Origin of the sequence: Bacillus sp. BS1807G30, from assembly GCF_040047675.1 — a bacterium.
Taxonomy (GTDB): domain Bacteria; phylum Bacillota; class Bacilli; order Bacillales; family Bacillaceae; genus Bacillus; species Bacillus altitudinis.
The window spans coordinates 822,187-839,720 of sequence record NZ_CP157353.1 but is presented as its reverse complement, the minus strand read 5'-3'; the positions used below and the strand labels follow the sequence as shown (position 1 = coordinate 839,720).

General features: G+C 41.8%; 18 protein-coding genes and 1 pseudogene. 6 read left to right on the top strand and 13 right to left on the bottom strand.

All coding sequences use genetic code 11. From position 1 onward, the window contains the following. Positions 1-12 precede the first annotated feature (12 nt). The 8 genes and pseudogenes from ABG082_RS04215 to fabL all read right to left on the bottom strand — a co-directional run bounded on the left by ABG082_RS04215 (position 13) and on the right by fabL (position 7,583). The gene (locus ABG082_RS04215; protein ID WP_046343019.1) at positions 13-1,599 is read right to left on the bottom strand and encodes an ABC transporter substrate-binding protein; all 1,587 of its coding nucleotides are present in this window, start codon (positions 1,597-1,599) and stop codon (positions 13-15) included. Continuing rightward, positions 1,574-2,551: an ABC transporter ATP-binding protein gene (locus ABG082_RS04210; protein WP_348936591.1), complete on the bottom strand. Its 978-nt coding sequence runs from the start codon at positions 2,549-2,551 to the stop codon at positions 1,574-1,576. The genes ABG082_RS04215 and ABG082_RS04210 overlap by 26 nt, the downstream gene beginning before the upstream one ends. Then, the gene (locus ABG082_RS04205) at positions 2,520-3,542 is read right to left on the bottom strand and encodes an ABC transporter ATP-binding protein (protein WP_348936590.1); all 1,023 of its coding nucleotides are present in this window, start codon (positions 3,540-3,542) and stop codon (positions 2,520-2,522) included. Before ABG082_RS04205 ends, ABG082_RS04210 begins: the two co-directional genes overlap by 32 nt. 112 nt (positions 3,543-3,654) lie before the next feature. Beyond that, entirely contained in the window at positions 3,655-5,397 is a 1,743-nt protein-coding gene (locus tag ABG082_RS04200) for an ABC transporter ATP-binding protein (protein WP_017366882.1), read from the bottom strand. Between the two features lie 95 nt (positions 5,398-5,492). Beyond that, positions 5,493-6,023, bottom strand: coding sequence for a DUF402 domain-containing protein (locus ABG082_RS04195; RefSeq protein ID WP_008341956.1), 531 nt, complete (start codon positions 6,021-6,023; stop codon positions 5,493-5,495). Positions 6,024-6,170: 147 nt separating this feature from the next. Beyond that, positions 6,171-6,431 (bottom strand): YgaB family protein, encoded by a 261-nt coding sequence (locus tag ABG082_RS04190; protein WP_017366881.1) that lies wholly within the window; start codon positions 6,429-6,431, stop codon positions 6,171-6,173. A 174-nt stretch (positions 6,432-6,605) separates the two neighbouring features. After that, positions 6,606-6,755: pseudogene (locus ABG082_RS04185) on the bottom strand (gamma-type small acid-soluble spore protein); the annotation flags it as partial. A gap of 75 nt (positions 6,756-6,830) precedes the next feature. Beyond that, a complete protein-coding gene (fabL, locus tag ABG082_RS04180; protein ID WP_007496726.1) occupies positions 6,831-7,583 on the bottom strand; it encodes an enoyl-[acyl-carrier-protein] reductase FabL in 753 nt (250 codons plus the stop codon). A gap of 81 nt (positions 7,584-7,664) precedes the next feature. Between fabL and ABG082_RS04175 the strand changes: the two genes are divergently transcribed. Beyond that, positions 7,665-7,889: a hypothetical protein gene (locus ABG082_RS04175; protein ID WP_008341962.1), complete on the top strand. Its 225-nt coding sequence runs from the start codon at positions 7,665-7,667 to the stop codon at positions 7,887-7,889. On the opposite strand, the gene mutY is transcribed toward ABG082_RS04175, so the two are convergent. Beyond that, the gene (mutY, locus tag ABG082_RS04170; protein ID WP_348936589.1) at positions 7,876-8,976 is read right to left on the bottom strand and encodes an A/G-specific adenine glycosylase; all 1,101 of its coding nucleotides are present in this window, start codon (positions 8,974-8,976) and stop codon (positions 7,876-7,878) included. The genes ABG082_RS04175 and mutY overlap by 14 nt on opposite strands. A gap of 191 nt (positions 8,977-9,167) precedes the next feature. Between mutY and ABG082_RS04165 the strand changes: the two genes are divergently transcribed. Then, positions 9,168-10,148, top strand: a complete 981-nt coding sequence (locus tag ABG082_RS04165) for a metal-dependent hydrolase (RefSeq protein ID WP_035703764.1) — start codon at positions 9,168-9,170, stop codon at positions 10,146-10,148. A 27-nt stretch (positions 10,149-10,175) separates the two neighbouring features. On the opposite strand, the gene rsoA is transcribed toward ABG082_RS04165, so the two are convergent. Both rsoA and ABG082_RS04155 read right to left on the bottom strand, forming a co-directional pair. Continuing rightward, on the bottom strand, positions 10,176-10,397 hold the full coding sequence (rsoA, locus tag ABG082_RS04160) for a sigma-O factor regulator RsoA (RefSeq protein ID WP_041116267.1): 222 nt from the start codon (positions 10,395-10,397) through the stop codon (positions 10,176-10,178). Beyond that, positions 10,345-10,947, bottom strand: a complete 603-nt coding sequence (locus ABG082_RS04155) for a sigma-70 family RNA polymerase sigma factor (RefSeq protein WP_348936588.1) — start codon at positions 10,945-10,947, stop codon at positions 10,345-10,347. The genes rsoA and ABG082_RS04155 overlap by 53 nt, the downstream gene beginning before the upstream one ends. 166 nt (positions 10,948-11,113) lie before the next feature. On the opposite strand from ABG082_RS04155, the gene ABG082_RS04150 reads away from it, so the two are divergent. The 3 genes from ABG082_RS04150 (at position 11,114) to ABG082_RS04140 (ending at position 13,026) form a co-directional block, all read left to right on the top strand. Further along, positions 11,114-11,278, top strand: coding sequence for a YvrJ family protein (locus ABG082_RS04150; RefSeq protein WP_003217819.1), 165 nt, complete (start codon positions 11,114-11,116; stop codon positions 11,276-11,278). A 94-nt stretch (positions 11,279-11,372) separates the two neighbouring features. Then, a complete protein-coding gene (locus tag ABG082_RS04145; protein WP_048002115.1) occupies positions 11,373-12,536 on the top strand; it encodes an oxalate decarboxylase family bicupin in 1,164 nt (387 codons plus the stop codon). A 67-nt stretch (positions 12,537-12,603) separates the two neighbouring features. After that, positions 12,604-13,026 carry a regulatory YrvL family protein gene (locus ABG082_RS04140; protein WP_272511842.1) on the top strand — a complete coding sequence of 141 codons (423 nt, stop codon included), beginning with the start codon at positions 12,604-12,606 and terminating at the stop codon, positions 13,024-13,026. A gap of 4 nt (positions 13,027-13,030) precedes the next feature. Here ABG082_RS04140 and ABG082_RS04135 read toward each other — a convergent pair whose 3' ends face one another. Then, the gene (locus ABG082_RS04135) at positions 13,031-13,498 is read right to left on the bottom strand and encodes a DinB family protein (protein WP_348936587.1); all 468 of its coding nucleotides are present in this window, start codon (positions 13,496-13,498) and stop codon (positions 13,031-13,033) included. 206 nt (positions 13,499-13,704) lie between these two features. On the opposite strand from ABG082_RS04135, the gene ABG082_RS04130 reads away from it, so the two are divergent. Next, positions 13,705-14,838, top strand: a complete 1,134-nt coding sequence (locus ABG082_RS04130; RefSeq protein WP_348936586.1) for an NAD(P)/FAD-dependent oxidoreductase — start codon at positions 13,705-13,707, stop codon at positions 14,836-14,838. Between the two features lie 22 nt (positions 14,839-14,860). Here ABG082_RS04130 and ABG082_RS04125 read toward each other — a convergent pair whose 3' ends face one another. Next, positions 14,861-17,455 carry a YfhO family protein gene (locus ABG082_RS04125; RefSeq protein WP_348936817.1) on the bottom strand — a complete coding sequence of 865 codons (2,595 nt, stop codon included), beginning with the start codon at positions 17,453-17,455 and terminating at the stop codon, positions 14,861-14,863. Positions 17,456-17,534 lie beyond the last annotated feature (79 nt).

Genomic DNA, 17,534 nt, shown 5'->3' with positions numbered 1-17,534 from the left:
TCCCTTATTTGCTTATTCGAAATATACGTCAGTCAATGCTTCGGAACCAGTCGGATGCGGCTGGTAGCCTTTTAAATCTTTAGATGCGGCAAGCATTGGAATTGAATGGACTAATGGAATCCAAGGTGCTTCATCATGAATGATTTCTTGAGCTTCTTGATATAATTCATTTCGCTTCTTTTGATCCGTATCGGTCTGCGCTTCAATGAGGATGTCATGCATTTTATCGTTTTGGAAGAATGTATAGTTGTTACCGCCAATACTGTCTTTATCTAATAATGTATAGATGAAATTATCAGGATCGCCATTGTCCCCTGTCCATCCTAATAAGAACACATCTGCTTCGCCTTTACTTGCTTTATCTAAATAAGTGGCCCAATCATATGTGACGATTTCGGCTTTGACACCAACTTTTTCAAAGTTTGACTGAATGACTTCAGCTACCTTCATCCCGTCTGGCATATATGGACGCGGCACAGGCATTGCCCAAAGCTTGATGCGAAAACCGTCAGGGAAGCCTGCCTCTTTCAATAGTTCTTTTGCTTTTTCCGGATCATATGGATATGGCTCAATCTCGTCATTGTAGCCTTCTAATGACGGAGGAAGTGGATTTTTTGCTGGTTCAGCAAGCCCTCCATAAAACGACTCGATGATTGATTCTTTATCAACTGCATAATTGAGTGCCTGACGAACCAACTTGTTATCAAGCGGCTTTCTCGTCACTGTCAGCCCGATATAACCTACGTTCATGGATGGTCTTTCAATCAGCTGGAGCGCTTTGTCTGTTTTAATGCCATCTAAATCGGACGGATTGACGCCATCCATTAAGTCGATTTCGCCTGTTTTAAGCGCATTTAAACGAGCAGAGTTTTCAGGAATAGAGCGGAAGATGATTTGTTTCAGTTTTGGTTTATCTTTTTGCCAGTAATCTTCGTTCTTTTCTAAGACAATACGGTCGTTCTGCTTCCATTCTTTAAACTTAAATGGTCCTGTGCCAACTGGGTTTTCTCTAAATGAATCACCGCTTTTTTCAACTGCTGCAGGACTAGCGATACCAAATGGTGACATGGCGATGTTTTTCAGAAATGTTGCTTGCGGGCGTTTGAGTTGAAATTCAATTTCATGCTCTCCTTTGACGATGATGTCTTTAATGACATGCCCTTTATCTTTTTTATAGCCGCCAAACATGCCGTAGTAAGGAAATTTTTCAGCATCTCCATTCATCCAGCGGTCAAAGTTGAATTTTACTGCTTCTGCATTAAAGTCTGTACCATCGTGAAATTTCACACCTTCTCTTAAGTAGAACGTGTACGATTTTCCGTCCTTCGCAACATCCCATTCTGTTGCGAGGCCCGGATGGATGGTCGTGTCTTTTTCACCGTAATTCAAAAGCTTTTCAAACATATTCTCTGTGACCTTGAAGGTTTCGCCTTCTGTTGTTGTAATCGGATCAAGTGACGTAGAGTCTCCTCCTCTACCGAATACGAGAGTATCTTTTGTGGCTTTTTCTTCTGATGTTGATGAAGATGAACAGCCCCCTAAAAATAACGCAAATGCCAGCACAAAAATGAAACTACTGAATAACCATGTCTTCTTCATTGTGTTCCTCCTTTTGATATAAATAGCACGCAGCTGCATGACCTGTTTCCTCCTCATACAAAGGCGGAACAGCTTGCAAGCATTGCGCCCACCTTTTTGGACATCTTTTATAGAAAGGACAGCCATCTTCTGACACCAAGGTGGATTCTTCCGCTGACACATCCTGCGTTTCCAGCACGTGATCCATATGTGGAATGGATTTCAGAAGAAGCGATGTATAAGGATGAAGCGGCTTGTGAAATACGGCCTCCGCAGGACCCATTTCTACAATACGGCCAGCGTACATCACTGCAATTCGGTCGCTCATATACTTGACAACGCCTAGATCGTGAGAAATAAACAAGTACGTCAGAGAAAGCGTCTTTTGCAATTCGAGCATTAAATTCAAAATTTGCGCTTGAACCGATACATCTAAAGCGGAAACTGGCTCATCGGCAATCACAAGACTTGGATGAGTAATTAGCGCCCTAGCAATTCCAATACGCTGCCTCTGACCGCCGCTGAATTGGTGGGCATAACGGTCTCCATAGGATGGGTCAAACCCAACAATGTGCAGCATCTCTTTTACCCGCTTTTGTCTTTCTGCTTTTGTTCCATGTTTATGAACAATGAGCGGTTCTTCTAAAATGTCTTTGATTTTCATTCGTGGATTTAAGGAAGCGTATGGATCTTGGAAAATCATTTGAATGTCTTTTCTGAAGGAACGCATGTCTCGTTCTTTCAGAAGCGTCACTTCTTGTCCTTTCATTTGGATTGAGCCAGAAGTCGGTTCGATTAATCTCATTAAGCTTTTGCCAAGGGTTGATTTCCCGCAGCCAGATTCGCCCACAATGCCGAGCGTCTCTCCTTCTTTCACGTGAAAGGACACTTGATTTAAAGCCAAAGTCGTCTGTTTGTGTTTAGAAAAAAATGCCGATGTGTCATAACGCTTCGTCAGTAGATTCACTTGCAACAGTGGGTGATTCAGTGTCTTCTCCTCCTTCCATTAGAAAACATGCGACGCGGTGATTGTGTGAAATGGATTGTAAAGATGGGTCTTTTTTAAGACATTGCGTCATTTGATATGGACAGCGTGGTGCAAATTGACAGCCGGACCGAATAGCTCCTGGCTTAGGTACATGACCCGCAATAGACATGAGTTTTTCTTTTTTCTCTTTAAATGATGGAACAGAGGCGAAAAGACCTTTCGTGTAGGGATGCAGAGGTTTTTGAAAAATACGGTCAACGGTTCCTTCTTCTACGATTCGACCGGCATACATAATCATGACACGCTGGCATATTTGCCGCACGACGCCTAAATCATGAGTAATAAATAAAATAGCGGTGTCCATCTCTTCATTTAACCTTTTGAGCAAACGAAGAATTTGTGCTTGGATGGTGACATCAAGTGCAGTCGTTGGTTCATCTGCAATCATGAGCTTTGGGTGACACAGCATTGCCATAGCAATCATCACACGCTGACGCATGCCACCCGATAGTTCATGTGGATATTTTTTGAGTAATGACGCTGCTTGTTTCAGGCCTACCGTTTGAAGCAAATCTACTGCCTTCACTTTTGCTTCTTTTTGGCTGATAGCCTGGTGTGTGAAAAGGGCTTCTGTCATTTGCTTGCCGATGGTCATGAGTGGATTGAGAGAAGTCATGGGTTCCTGGAAAATCATTGAGATGTCATTCCCTCTGACCTCTCGCCATTGTTTCTCCGAAAGTGACAGCAGGTTTTGACCTTCAAATTGTATGTGACCTGTTGTTTCTGTTTGGTGATTCAGCCCCATTAAAGACATCGATGTGATGCTTTTCCCGCAGCCAGATTCGCCCACAATACCTAAGGTTTCTCCTTTTTGAATAGAGAATGAGATGTCATGGACGATCGGCACTCTCTGCTTTTTTTGCTGAAAAGCAATAGACAGCTGTTTGACATCTAGCAATACTTCTTGTTCTTTCACATATTCACCACCCCGTCATACTTTTTAAAATTGTATTGAGACAAGCTGGGAAATATGTCATGTTTTTGACAAGCATAAAAAAGCCTATCCGCTAGAATCGGATAGGCTTCTACTAATTTAATGTTTGAATGGTAAATAGATGGCGATAGTGGCTGTCTCGGTTCATTAATTCTTCATGTGTTCCTTTTTCCACAATCTCGCCTTGTTCCATGACCACAATGAGGTCCGCATGTGTAATCGTTGATAAACGGTGTGCAACTATAAAAGTTGTGCGATCTTTTGCCAGCTTTTGCATCGCTTCTTGAATGTAATGTTCACTTTCTAAATCAAGTGCAGACGTTGCTTCGTCTAAAATAAGCAGCGGTGGATTTTTAAGAAATACCCTCGCAATTGAAATTCGTTGTTTTTGACCGCCTGACAGCTTTACGCCACGTTCTCCTACCTTTGTGTCATATCCTTCAGGAAGAGACATGATGAACTCATGGGCATTAGCCGCTTTGGCCGCCGACACAATTTTCTCAAAGGTTGCTTCCGGGTCTCCCACAGCGATATTTTCTTTAATGGTGTCACTGAATAAGAATGTATCTTGGAGCACCATTCCGACTTGATTCCGGAGGCTTCTTGCCTTGTATTCTTTAATATCAATGCCGTCAATTTCGAGTGATCCGCTTGTGACATCATAAAATCTTGGAATTAAGCTGACGAGTGTCGACTTCCCTCCGCCGCTCATTCCTACAAGCGCAACGGTTTGACCTTTTTCTACTTTCAAGGAGATATTGTGTAAAATCTCTTCCTGTGTATGTTCGTAACGGAACGACACATCTTTAAATTCTACCTCTCCTTTTAAGTGATTGGCTTCTTTTGCATTCGGCTTGTCTGTTACTTCATACGGTTCATCAATAAACTCAAAAATACGATCCATTGATGCTACTGACTGAGTTAAAGTCGTCGATGAGTTAATGAGACGACGAATCGGGTTGTACATCCGGTCAATGTAGCCGACAAAGGCAATCATTGTCCCAATTGAAAGCGACCCGTTAATGACGGTATAGCCAGCAAAAGCAATGATGAGCAGCGGCGCAATGTCTGTGATCGTATTGACGACGGCGAATGTTTTGGCATTCCAATTCGTATGATTGATCGCTTTGTTTAAGAAATTTTTATTTTCATCGTGAAAATTCTCTTGTTCGTATTCTTCAATCGCAAAGCTGCGAATGACAGGCATTCCTTGTACTCGCTCATGCAGGTGCCCTTGCACCTCAGCGAGTGCCTGCGACCGCTCTTTTGTCAGCTTGCGAAGCCGTCCGTAAAAATACTTCACTGCTAACGCATACAGCGGAAAAATAATGACAGACACAATGGTGAGTTTAAGATCCAGTGTACACATAATGGCTATCACAATCAGGACGGTCATCAAATCAAGCCAAATGTTCATAAGCCCTGTGATGACAAATTCCTTTGTTTGCTCCACATCGTTGATGACCCTTGAAATAATTTCCCCTGTTCTCGTGTTGGCGTAATAACGAAGGCTTAGCTTTTGAATGTGCGAGAACAGTTTTTCCCGAATATCAAATAATACTTTACTGCCTGTCCACTGCGCATAGTATTGTCTGTAGTACTCAACAGGCGGTCTCATCACTAAAAATAATACAAGCATGATTCCCATAATAATAAAGAGAGTGGATGTTTTTTCTTCAGCCGATCCAGAGCCTTGAATGACATCATCAATGACATACTTTAAAAGCAGAGGCAATGTTAAGGGAATCGAGAACTTAATCATTCCGATCACCATTGTCAATGCAATTTGTTTTTTATACGGTGTTACAAAAGCCATGTAACGTTTTATGACCCCCATGTAAATCTCCTTCCCAATCTATCAGTGCCTCTTATCCGTACGCAATCAAAAACCTGTTGGCTTTGAAAAGCCAAACAGGTTTTAGCTGCTGTTACTTATTTTGTATAACGCAAAAAACGTTCATACCACATATCCACAAATTCTGGAGCAAACGGTCCCTTCCGCTGGTGAATCCAATGCAGTAATGTATTTAGATGCTCTCGTAAGATACTATCGATTTCTTTTGGATAATTCATCTGCCTCTTATGATCTGCATATTCATCCTCATCCAAAATATTATACGTCATGTCCGGAAAGACTTTGACATCTAAGTCGTAATCAATATACTTAATCGCCTCTTCATCTGTCGCAAAAGGAGAGCTGATGTTGCAGTAATAATACACCCCATCATCTCGAAGCATCCCAATGACATTAAACCATTGTTTTGCATGAAAATAGCAAATAGCCGGTTCTCTTGTCATCCATGTTCGGCCATCGGATTCAGTCACCATTGTTCGATCGTTTGCACCAATGATACACAATTCCGTTGCTTTCAGAATGGTGGTTTCATTCCAAATCCTGTGGATCAAGCCATTATGTTTATAGCTTTGAATTTGGATGGTTTCTCCTTCCTTGGGATAGCCCATATTTTCTCCCCTACTTTCTATAACAAACAAACCTAACAGTCCAAAGACCTAATTTCCCAACTAAACATGTCTCTATTATATTATACCGTTACATCATTAAAAAATGAAATGAAAAAGCCATTCAACCCAATTGAACGGCACACTCTTTTACATCACGGTTGAGCTCTTCTCCATTTGTTTATACGAATTGATGACTTGTTCAGTCTGTTTTGTAAATAGTGTCTGGACTTTTTGCAGTTCCTCTCGTTTCTGTTTGATTTGATCATGAAGCTTATGCCGCTCTTCCTTTTTTTCACCTTGCAGCAATCGTTTTTCTGTCTCTAAGTACAGATCGAGTTCTCCTTGTACATCGAGCAGCTGATCCATAAGCTGCATTTGTTCTCTGACAAGCTGATCGAAATCAGACATCTAACTCCTCCCTTTCATTCGTATCGACTTTTTGTATCTATACCATTTCTTGAAAGAAGGAAGAAGTCCTTTGACTGTTTATGTAGAGGTTTTACAGGTTTTGTCGGATGGTGGGGAGAGGCAAAAAGAAAAGCACTTCATTCGTAGATGAAGTGCTTCCCTTTGTTTCAGTGATTAGCTGTTTTGTTGTTTGTTTTGCTCAGCTTTTTGGTTGTATTTTTTTACGTGCTGTGCGTCAGTCTCGCTAGCAAATTCAGTGCCATATTGACCGCCTTGTGCAGCAGCTTGGTTTTGTTTTTTCACTTGTTGTGCGTTTGTTTTGTTTTGTTGTTTATCCATCATTATCACCTCCACGCACATTAATTTGTGCAGAAGGTGTACATCTTATTCATCATTTTTTTAAACAAGCAAAGAACGTCCGCCATCGACGATAATCGTCTGTCCTCTAATCATATCTGCTTTGCCTGATACAAGGAATTCTACACTGTCGACCATGTCTTTAATTTCCACCATACGGCCTGCTGGTGTATTTTTCTTAGCGTCTTCTAATAGCTCTTCACGATTCGGGAAGTGCTTGAGTGCATCTGTATCAATGGCACCGCCTGATACGGCATTTACGACGATATTTTTTTGTGACAGCTCAACGGATAGGTAGCGTGTCAACGCTTCTAGTGCTGCTTTAGATACACCGACCACCGTGTAGTTTTCAAGGTAGCGGATGGAGCCTAGTGAGCTAATGCTGACGATATGTCCGCCGCCGTTTTTCTCCATTAATTTGGCTGCTTCTTGTCCGCAGAATAACAAGGCCTTCGCATTGATATTCATGGTCCAGTCCCAATGATTTTCTTCAAGATCCATGATTGGGCGCTGAACGCCAGATGCCGCATTGTTCACAAATACGTCTAAACGGCCAAACGTTTCGTCAATTTGCTGGAACATGTCTTTGATTTTCTCTGGCTGACCAACGTTGGCTTTGACAACTAATGTTTTAACACCCATCGCTTCAATTTCTTCAGCTGTTTCAAGTGCTGCTTTTTTGCTTCTTGCATAGTTAATGACAATGTCATATCCTTTTTCAGCCAGGCGAAGGGCTACTTCTTTCCCGACACCTCTACTGCTGCCTGTAATTAGTGCACATTTACGCTTGTTCATTATGGTTCATCTCCTGATTTGAATAGTTTTCGTCCATTCGCTTCACACTAATAGGAAAGTTCCTATTAGGAGGTTACATTCATGTATGTCGGACGCGATTTAAGCCAGCTTGGCATGATGTCAAAGGATCAATGGAAAGATACTGAGCTTGCTTTTTTTCATCATGCTTTCCAACAAATTTTACCTTATTTAAACGAAGAAGGGCAATCTAAGTATCGAGAAATCATTTCTGAAATTGAAAACCGCGGGGGTCTGCACCGAAATGAAGCCGATTATACCCATGGTACAACGGTTAAATATGACTAGGCTGTTCAAGTGCCATCTTCCATATTTTTTGATGTGAGACTGGCAAAGCATATGCCTCAAATTCTTCTGTTGTGACTTTTTTCAGCATCGTGTCATCTGATACAGAGGTCACACGTCCAAAGAAAACAGAAATATTCCAGATGAGGTGGGTAAATACATGTTGAATGGTGCCTTCTAAATCACCAAGTTCTGCTTGTACACCCGCTTCCTCTTTTAAGAAATCAATCAGCTGCTCTTTTTCCGTTTTTCTTCCCTTCATTGTTTCCATGTTTGGGAACTCCCATAAATTCGCAAGCAGACCTGTACTTGGACGCTTATGAATATAGAGGTGGCCTTCATCATCAAATAACACCACCGCTGCCATTGATTTCGCAGTCGGCTTTTTCTTTTTACTTTTCACCGGCAGCTCATGCTGAACGCCTTCCTCAAGTGCCGAGCAATGCATGTTTACAGGACAAATGAGGCATGCAGGAGAGGTTGGGGTGCAAATAAGCGCACCTAGCTCCATTAGCCCTTGATTAAATTCTGACGGCTTTTCCCGGGAAATGAGCTGATCAACCGCAAATTCGAAAATGTTTCTCGTTTTTGGTTTTGCAATATCATCCCATATGGACAAGATACGGGAAATGACCCTCATCACGTTGCCGTCTACCGCAGGGTATGGCTTGTTATAGGCGATACTCAGCACTGCGCCGCTCGTATACGGGCCTACACCTTTTAGCTTTGAAAATTGTTCTTTCGTATCAGGGACAACGCCCCCGTAGGATTCATAGACTTCTTTCACAGCTGCCTGTAAATTACGCACTCGTGAGTAGTAGCCAAGACCTTCCCATGCTTTCATGACCTTTTCTTCATCAGCTAAAGCAAGATCCTTCACCGTCGGGAATTGCTCCATAAACCGATTGAAGTACGGAATGACCGTATCCACTCTCGTTTGCTGGAGCATCACTTCTGATACCCAGACGCGGTATGGATCTTGATTTTCACGCCATGGAAGTGTACGTTGTTCTTTTTCATACCAATCGATTAAATCATGCTGAAAGCCCGCAATATCTTTGCGGTCCAGCTTTTCTTGAATGTCTTTCATATCTATACTCCTTCTTATCGAACCGAGGGCTAACGTTCTGAAAAGAACCTTATTTGTTGTATACTGTTTGTAGATACGTTAACATGTTACATTAAATCGGGATAAAGCAAAAGTGATTTTGCACATAGTCTTGATGAGAGACGTATACTTTGTATGATTGTTCCTAAGCATGACAACTAGGAGGTAATCAATTGGACACTGGTACTCATGTAGTAATGGGCATTTCTCTTGGGGGACTTGCGCTTTTAGATCCAGCCGTCAGCGCAGATCCACACATGGCTCATGCCGTGATGATCGCGACTATTGCCGGCTCCCAAGCACCAGACATTGATACTGTGCTAAAACTAAAAAATAATGCAGTTTATATAAGAAATCACCGAGGATTTACTCATTCCATTCCGGCTGTACTGTTCTGGTCATTGCTGATTCCGGCTGTGATTTTCCCATTTGTGCCGGGGGCGGATTTACTCCATCTTTGGTTATGGACACTATTAGCCGTCGTGCTTCATGTGTTTGTCGATATTTTCAATGCTTACGGCACGCAGGCCATTCGTCCATTTTCAAAAAAATGGGTAGCGCTTGGGATCATTAATACGTTTGATCCGTTTATCTTTTTTACACATCTTGTCGCCATTGTCGGTTGGGCGATTGGCGGGCATCCCGGCTATACGTTTATTACGCTGTATGCCGTGATTTTCTGTTATTATATCGTCAGGGTCATCATGCAGCTTCAGATTAAACGCCAGCTGCGTGCACGATTCAATGAAATTGAGGACATTATTATTTCGCCTACGATGAAGTTCAGACAATGGCGCATTGCCGTGAAATGTAAATCCTCTTTCCATGTTGGACGCAGTATGAATGGTGAGATCATCATTTTAGACACCTTTAACCGTGTGCCGGTCCCTGATACAGAGATTATGAAAATTGCCAAACAAGACGAAAACATTTCAGCCTTTCTCTCCTTCTCCCCTGTCTACCGGTGGGAAGTGGATAAATACAAAGATCATTATGAGGTACGGTTCATTGATTTGCGCTACCGCAGCAAAGGTCACTATCCTTTTGTCGCGATCTGCCATATCGACATGGACCACCAAATCAAAAATTCCTATACCGGCTGGATTTTCAGTGAAGAAAAACTGCAAAAAAAATTAAGACTCGGCTCTGTGTGAGCGAGTCTTTTTTTGTGCTTACAACTCTTACAACTTCGTCATATATTCCACAATAAACTCCCAAAAGCCAGGTCCCTCTTGGTAAATCAGCCAGTCTACTTTTTCGATGAGTTTGATGTAGAGTTCTTGTTCGAGGTCTTCTCTTTCTTGATATGCCGTGTTTTGTAGTTTCTTTTTGATCATGGGTGTGAAGGTTTCAATGAGTTCTTCCATTTCTCCATTGGTCATTTTGTCTTCGTGCACGGACATCTCCCCCTGTTTCTTCTTTTAGTTTGTTGAGCGCTTTTTTGTGGATGTTTGAGATGTTTTGTCTCGTTTCGCCTAGCCGGTCGGCTATTTCTTTCATTGTTTGACCTTCAACATAAATATGGGTTAAGACCATTTTTTGTTTGTCTGTGAGCTGCTGGTAGGCCTTGTACAATCTTTGGTCTTGCAGGTGCTCCCCTAAGTCTTGCTGGTTGAAGAGCACGGCTTCATACGTATCTGTTTGAACAGGGTCTTTCACTTCTTGTGTATCAGGATGATCGAGTATGAGTGGAAAACGCTGCTGCTTCTTTTTTACTCGTTTGTCAAAGTCGACTGAAAAGATGCGGATCATTGTGGAGATATACTTGATGATGCGGATTTTCTGATAGAACTGTTTGAACTCGGAATCTAGTTTTTTCGCATTTTCTTCGTTTGGCTCTTCCATGACTTGCCGAAGCAGCTGCTCGTTTTTCGGGTTGCTTAAAAACTGCTGAATGAGCGGGTGATCAATGATTTCTTTCCATTTTGCTTTCAATAACAGCCGATAATCCATGTGCATCCTCCCCTTTGTTCTCTCTACTTGCATTAAGTGGACAAAAGTTAAAAAAAGTAAACTTTGTGAAACGGGTCTAATGGTTCATTTTCTCCCTCTTTGATTTCCTATTTCTTCTTTCATACCACTTATAGAGAAGACGAGCATCCGCTGGGAGGTGAGACAAATGGAGACCTTTTTTTCGGAGGAATGGCTGAAGCAGCTCGGTCAGGCTGGCTTTCCTGCCATTTTGACAGTTTACTTGCTGACACGTTTTGAACGAAAGTTTGATGAATTAAGCAAACTCATCCAACGATTGGTCGCTGTTCAAAAAAATGATGAATCAGATTGACATCTTCTTGATTCGTTTCACCTTATGAAAACGAGGGCGAAATGAAAGGCCTTTTGTCACCTCACACAATACGATGTTGAAAGGGGATTTTATCATGAGTGAAAAGCAAAATGGTGTACCGCAGCCGATTCGAGGAGAAAAAGGAGCAACGGTCAAAATTCCACGTAATCTCGAGCGAGACAGACAAAACCCAGATATGCTCACGCCACCAGAAACCGATCATGGAACGGTTCCCAACATGAAATATTCTTTTTCTGATACGCACAACCGTTTAGAAAAAGGCGGTTACGCAAGAGAAGTCACGGTACGTGAACTGCCAATCTCTAAAAGTCTTGCCTCTGTGAACATGCGGCTAAAGCCTGGTGCGATTCGCGAGCTGCACTGGCATAAGGAAGCGGAGTGGGCGTACATGATTTATGGGGAAGCCCGGATTACATCGGTTGATGCAGAGGGGCGCAATTTTACAGAAGATGTGACTGAGGGAGATTTATGGTACTTCCCTTCTGGCTTGCCGCACTCTATCCAAGCACTTGAACCGGGAGCGGAATTCTTGCTTGTGTTTGATGATGGGTCTTTCTCTGAAAATAGTACGTTCCAAGTGACTGATTGGCTTGCCCATACGCCAGAGGAAGTCGTTCTCCAAAACTTTGGAATGACAAAGGAGCAATTTGAGAAGCTGCCAGAAAAAGAGAAGTATATTTTCCAAAAAGGAATTCCTGGTTCCCTTGAATGTGACAAGGTGCAAACAGAGCAAGGGGAAGTCCCGAATTCCTTTAAATATGAGCTGTTAAAACAAGAGCCAATTACGTCAAGCGGCGGACAAGTGTGGATTGCGGACTCTACCAATTTTAAAGCGTCTAAAACGATTGCATCCGCTCTTGTGAAAGTTGATCCAGGTGCCATCCGTGAGCTGCACTGGCATCCAAATACGGATGAATGGCAATATTTCATTTCTGGAAAAGCTCGAATGACGGTATTTGCTTCTGATGGACATGCAAGAACCTTTAACTATCAGGCGGGAGATGTTGGCTATGTGCCATTTGCGATGGGGCATTATGTAGAAAATACAGGCGACGAACCGCTCTATTTCTTAGAAATCTTTAAGAGCGATCATTATGCAGACATTTCACTCAATCAGTGGCTTGCGGTTACACCGAAACAGCTTGTTCTTGATCATTTAGATCAAGGTGAAGAATTCTTGAAATTGCTTGATACTGAAAAACATCCTGTCATTGCTGCACCCAAAAAAGAGGATTAATTCCACCTTCCTGCAAAAAGGCTGTCCTTTTTGCAGGTATCTTCATGTAAAGGAGTGTTGTTTACCCATGCAGCAATCTGTTCACGCTTTATGGCAAGGGGTGAAATGCCTGATAGCGCTATCAGCTGTCTGTTACATATTTTTGTTGTTTTGTGTACTGTTCTTTCATTTGACGGGTGCTTTTTATCAATCGGTTTTATCGTTGCTTCTGTTTATGGGCATCTACGTTGTACTCGGGATCTCTTTTGAACATCTGGAACACGTGCTCATGTGTTTTGTTCGTAAGTGTCGGTCCAAAAAAAGATCCATCGTTTTCTATGCCGTCTTATTTCACCTTTTGTTTATTTGGGGCGCTGTCTACTTATCAGATGAATTGGTTGACGGCATTTTGCTGACTACTTCTGAAGAAATTCTCTTTGCGCTTAGTCTTTGGCTATTTCATTTTTTGTTTGATTATGCGACGTTTCCATTTGAGAAAGAAGCTTCGTGACGCTCTATCGTCTTTCTGTAGAGAGTACTTTTTTAATCTGCTCCATATGATGGAGATCATGCTTAATCAAGCCTTCAAAATAACTTGATAACGTCAGCTCTGTTTGACCGATCAAAAAGGATGCATTCCAGCGAGATGGTTCGATTTTCTTCATTTCTTGAAGTAATTCTGTTCTGACAGCAATAAATCGCCCAATCGTCTCGCTTCTCTCTTCCTTTCTTGCTCTTTCGGCTGACTGCCGGTTCATTTCATGCACATCAGGTGCCTGAGGTAACGCTTTATTGTTCCAAAATTCCTTTAGGCGATCGTGTAAAATAAATTCATCCCATGGAACGAGATGTGCGATGATCTCAGCAATGCTCCACTTTCCATCAGCGATGGCGCTACGCCATTCTTCTTCTGTTACTTCCGTTAGTGACTGTACCCATTCAAGGGTGTGTTCATAGTGTTTTATCACGGTGTCTTTGTTCATGTTTTGTTATCCCCTTCATGTTTTTAAAAGAAGTTGATCAGAAATTGGTTAGTTTCATTCTTGCGAAATCATTTATAACATATTATCATATACTTTAATTACCAAATGAAGAGGGGGAATTGTGATACGCTGTCCTATATGAGAAAGCTTATTTTTTTGCACCAAAATAAACCGACCGGTCTGTTTATAAAATAGGAGGGAAAATAATGAAATCTCAAAATGTGATCATTATCGGCAGTGGTGTAGCAGGATTGGCTACTTCTTTATTCTTAAAAAAGGCTGGAATGGAAAGTACGATTTATGAAAGCAGGTCAGATGAAGAATTAGAAACAGGAGCAGGTTTTTTACTGTCTCCGAATGGGGTAAAGATCTTGGATGGAATCGGGTGTAAAAATGAAGTGATAGCAAATGCAACCGTGATAAAGAAGATCCAGCAAATAAACAGTGAAAATGAAGTAGAAGCGATCTTTCACAATTATAGTGAAAAATATTATGATGCTCCTTTACTGAACGTCATGAGAGACCAAATCATCAAATCACTTTTAAAAGAAGTTCACCGCCAAGGAATAGAAGTGAAATACAACAAAAAGTTAATCTCAATCACACAGCATCCTCATTCCGTTCAGGTTCTTTTTGAAGATGAAACTGTGATAACAGGTGATATCGTAATAGGAGCAGATGGAACTTTTTCTAAAACAAGAGAGGCTATTGCGTTTAATGCTAAATTAGACTATAGCGGTTTTTGGGGACTACAAGGAGTATCGTTTGTGAAGGATTTTGTATTGGATGAGGCAACAAGTTATTTTTACAATGACGGAAACTTTCAATTCATTTTTGGGAAAGCGCATCCAACAAATAAAATGAATATTTTATGGCAAGCTTTCTCTCAGTGTCCTGAGAAGTTACCTACAAAACATTTTGAGAAAGCCAATAAAGAAACCATCCGACAGTTATTATATAAACAAATGGAACATTGGAACATTCCTAAACATCTTTCTGACATCATCGATCATACAAACATGTTCTTTCCAAGAAGTATCTATGAAATAAAGGATTTTCCTGTGTGGTCAAAAGGACGTGTTGTTCTTGTAGGTGATGCGGTACATACGGCGAACCCTTTTGTTGGTCAAGGAGCATCGTATAGTCTAGAAGATGCCATGCTCATAGCAAAGATGCTAAGGGATCATGATTATCGAGATGCGTTCTATTATTATGAAAAGGATCGAAGAAAGAGGACAGAAGAATTGAATGCGCTATTTCAGCACATGAGTATTCAAAACAATATTGATAAAAAAATGAACGAATACACGATTGAATGGGATGAAGAAACTTACGTATGAGATGAAAGATAAAAAACACCACTTATGCTAAAAAGTGGTGTTTCTTGTGTTGTCTCCGTGCATAGAGGATCGCACCGATCAAACTGACGAGTGAAATCAATGCGAGAATTCTGATATAAGGCGGATAGTAGGTTAGCACAATCTCGTTTTTGCCTTTTTCTATTGGAAAACCGATAAAGGCGTAATTGGCTTGTTCAATATCGGTTTGCTGTCCGTTCACCGTGAGCTCCCAGCCTTTTTCATATGGAACAGGTAGAACCATGTAATTATCGCTGCGCTTGTTATCATATGAAATCGTAAAGCGGTTATTTTTAAGCTTTACTTGCTGGCTACCGTCATCCTGTTTTTCTTTTTCATATGCTCGCTCAAGGATGCGGTATGGCTCATGATACAGCTTTAATTGACTCAGCTCATACGTCCCTTTTGGCACTCGAATGGAAAGGATTTTTTCAGCTGGGACTCGAATCGTCACGTCATTAACGCCTGTTTTGTAGATAGACGTATTGCTTTTGCGTGATGTGACGTAGTCATCCACAGATAACTGAAACCCTTCGTTACGGTCGGTCCGCTTCACATAAAAGCTCACATACACATCCCCCACGCGAGCGATATCATCTGGAAGGGTGATATTCAGCCCGCCCGTTTCTCCGTATACATCAAGCACGCCATTTTCGTATACAGCTTGTTCAGTATGAATGTTTGTATCCTTTATTCGATCAGGCGATTGGTCGATTTCAGCATTTCCTTTTTTGTTTAAGATCACACCTTGCAACATCGCATGTTCTTTATCAAGTGCTGACGCATGCTCTAGTGACTTTTCTGAATAGACGGTACTCGTTGTTCTTGCAAATGGGAGCGGACGTGTATTTTCATACACTTCATAATGCTCGCTTTCCAAGATTGGCTTGAAATAAACCGGCGGTGAGTAAGACATCCTTTTGTCTCTCATATAATACTTCCCGTAGGTCAGGCTGTATAAATTCGCCCTGTCCCCCATTGTTGCATAACGGCTGACACTTTCCCGTCCCATATCAATTTGCAGGTCATTCCAGTAGAAATGGAGCAGATGCTGATTCAATATACTTGAATACGCACTCATGCCTTGAAAGCCTTCAAATAACGGGGTGTTGTTGCGCACGCCGTTCATCCAATCAATCCGGGCAAGCGGATCTTTTGAAGAGCGGCTTTGAATCTGCTGAATGAGCTTCATTTGCTCATGTCCAGCATACGCCTCACTATTCAGATACGTATCTGATACGCTCTTAATATTACTTCTTTCAAATAAGTAGCCCTGCTGATACACGCCTGCTGTCAGTAAGCTCACAACGATGAGCACAGCTGAAAAGAGACGAAGGTGCAGACGTTTCCCAGCATGTATCGAGAGGAAGAACAAGCTGATCACAAGCAGTCCTATTCCGGTAAATACAACAACATCCATGTTTCCCTTTGCTCGTTCTGAAAGGGCGACTGCGAGAAGGAACACGATCCAAGCGCCTAAAACCGCACGTTTTTTCCACTTCCACTCAATTTGCGAGAAATGCTTGATGGTGATGGCTACGACTGCTCCAACTGTAAAAGCAAGAATGTATTCAAATCTGTACTGCGGTGCAGAAAAACCATTAAACACGCTCGCCATCTTTGGACTGTAGTGAAAAATGATCAGCAGAACACTGATCGATGTGAACATGAAAAACCATCTGTTCCGGTAAAGCGGAACGAGAAACAGACAAATCAGAAAGATGACTGGCAATAAATACACCCTGCTTGTAAACAGCAGATGATCATGCAGCTCAAACCAAGGAATTGCCTGTTCATACGGCGGTCTTACATTATTGAGAAAGCCGTAAACAGACGGAATAAAAAAGGCAGCACTGATCCCAAACGATAACAACGTAGAGATCGCAAGGGTCCAGAACACCTTCCAGCCTCGCTCCTCGCTTTGAAGCTTGATCATATATCTAAAGACAAGATAAATGGCTAAAAAGATAAAGTGAATGTAAGCAAAGTAAAAATTATTGATCAGCATGAGACTGCAAGCCGCAATAAACCAAGCCGGCTTGCCTGTTTTAAAGATACGTTCAACCCCAAGCACAAGCAGCGGAAGCCACATCATGCTGTCGGTGAAAAACTCCCAAAATGTTTGATGCCGAAAGTACACAATGGACAGTCCGTAAATACCGGCACCTGTCAGCGCCCCCAGCCTATGTTGCACAATCGAAAGAAGCACACGGTATGCGATGAACAGAATGACCGTCAGCTTGATCACACTAAGCCAAATAACAGCATTTGCCCAAAAGTGAATATCTGTTGACTGTATAAGGTGAAGCGCATTCAACAGCCAGACGACAGCAACTGTGACCATAAAAACAGTCGATGTTGTAAAATAATAACCTAATTGCGTATATGTACCGCCGCCTAGACCAAATTGATAGGAATAAAAGAAGTTTCCTTTGACGTATTCATCATACAGCAGCTTTTTAAACGGGAGCATTTGCGAAATGCCATCCCCATCTCCCGTCATATATCGGCCTTGCGTATATTCATATAAGAAAAAGGAGTGTCCTAATAAAGCGAGAATGAGGCACATTCCAATGAGTATCCATCTACGTTTCATTATCTAAACCCTTTCTACAAAAGATCCACTGTTCATTGAAACAAAACAACCCAGCAAGCGTTTCGTGCTTGCCGGTTATTTG

What these genes read in the sequence shown, in the direction of transcription:
- ABG082_RS04215 (WP_046343019.1), bottom strand. Translation starts at nt 1,599, where the DNA reads ATGAAGAAGACATGGTTATTCAGTAGTTTCATTTTTGTGCTGGCATTT.
- ABG082_RS04200 (WP_017366882.1), bottom strand. Translation starts at nt 5,397, where the DNA reads ATGGGGGTCATAAAACGTTACATGGCTTTTGTAACACCGTATAAAAAA.
- ABG082_RS04195 (WP_008341956.1), bottom strand. Translation starts at nt 6,023, where the DNA reads ATGGGCTATCCCAAGGAAGGAGAAACCATCCAAATTCAAAGCTATAAA.
- ABG082_RS04190 (WP_017366881.1), bottom strand. Translation starts at nt 6,431, where the DNA reads ATGTCTGATTTCGATCAGCTTGTCAGAGAACAAATGCAGCTTATGGAT.
- fabL (WP_007496726.1), bottom strand. Translation starts at nt 7,583, where the DNA reads ATGAACAAGCGTAAATGTGCACTAATTACAGGCAGCAGTAGAGGTGTC.
- ABG082_RS04175 (WP_008341962.1), top strand. Translation starts at nt 7,665, where the DNA reads ATGTATGTCGGACGCGATTTAAGCCAGCTTGGCATGATGTCAAAGGAT.
- mutY (WP_348936589.1), bottom strand. Translation starts at nt 8,976, where the DNA reads ATGAAAGACATTCAAGAAAAGCTGGACCGCAAAGATATTGCGGGCTTT.
- rsoA (WP_041116267.1), bottom strand. Translation starts at nt 10,397, where the DNA reads ATGTCCGTGCACGAAGACAAAATGACCAATGGAGAAATGGAAGAACTC.
- ABG082_RS04155 (WP_348936588.1), bottom strand. Translation starts at nt 10,947, where the DNA reads ATGGATTATCGGCTGTTATTGAAAGCAAAATGGAAAGAAATCATTGAT.
- ABG082_RS04150 (WP_003217819.1), top strand. Translation starts at nt 11,114, where the DNA reads ATGGAGACCTTTTTTTCGGAGGAATGGCTGAAGCAGCTCGGTCAGGCT.
- ABG082_RS04145 (WP_048002115.1), top strand. Translation starts at nt 11,373, where the DNA reads ATGAGTGAAAAGCAAAATGGTGTACCGCAGCCGATTCGAGGAGAAAAA.
- ABG082_RS04140 (WP_272511842.1), top strand. Translation starts at nt 12,604, where the DNA reads ATGCAGCAATCTGTTCACGCTTTATGGCAAGGGGTGAAATGCCTGATA.
- ABG082_RS04135 (WP_348936587.1), bottom strand. Translation starts at nt 13,498, where the DNA reads ATGAACAAAGACACCGTGATAAAACACTATGAACACACCCTTGAATGG.
- ABG082_RS04130 (WP_348936586.1), top strand. Translation starts at nt 13,705, where the DNA reads ATGAAATCTCAAAATGTGATCATTATCGGCAGTGGTGTAGCAGGATTG.